The sequence below is a fragment of the Pseudomonas sp. 51_B genome (assembly GCF_017491595.1).
GTDB classification, from domain to species: domain Bacteria; phylum Pseudomonadota; class Gammaproteobacteria; order Pseudomonadales; family Pseudomonadaceae; genus Aquipseudomonas; species Aquipseudomonas promysalinigenes.
Genome location: NZ_JAFGYW010000329.1, coordinates 1 through 464, shown reverse-complemented (window position 1 = coordinate 464; position 464 = coordinate 1). Strand labels below are relative to the sequence as shown.

General features: G+C 67.5%; 1 pseudogene. It reads right to left on the bottom strand.

Going from position 1 to position 464, the window contains the following annotated elements:
• Positions 1-221: pseudogene (locus J5M56_RS25070) on the bottom strand (beta-eliminating lyase-related protein); the annotation flags it as partial.
• Positions 222-464: the final 243 nt, after the last annotated feature.

The window sequence follows — 464 nt, the reverse complement described above, 5'->3', positions numbered from 1 at the left end:
TCGCCGCGCTCGCAGTGCGACATCAGCGCCGCGAGGTTGCTCTGCGTGCCGCTCGGAAAGAACAGCGCCGCCTCCTTGCCCGCGCGCTCGGCCACCACGGCCTGCAGGCGCGCGACGGTGGGATCGTCGCCTCACACGTCGTCGCCCACTTCGGCGGCCGTCATCGCGGCCAGCATCGGCGCGCTCGGGCGCGTCACGGTATCGCTGCGTAAATCGCTCATCTGGGTTCCCGTCGGAGTCTCGTCGAAGAGGAGGATTGCGCGGTGCGCCGGCGCGCTCGCGCGGTGAAGCGGAGGCTTCGAGTGTACGCAATTCGGCGTCGCGCCGCTTGACGCGGCCGAAGCGGCGCGGTGAATTGCCGCAGGCGCGTCACCCCGCCGCGCCTGCCGCTATCACACAAAAGCGCTTCAAACTTGATACCAATCAACGATTTAAGTCGACAAACCGCTTGCAGACGCTGGACA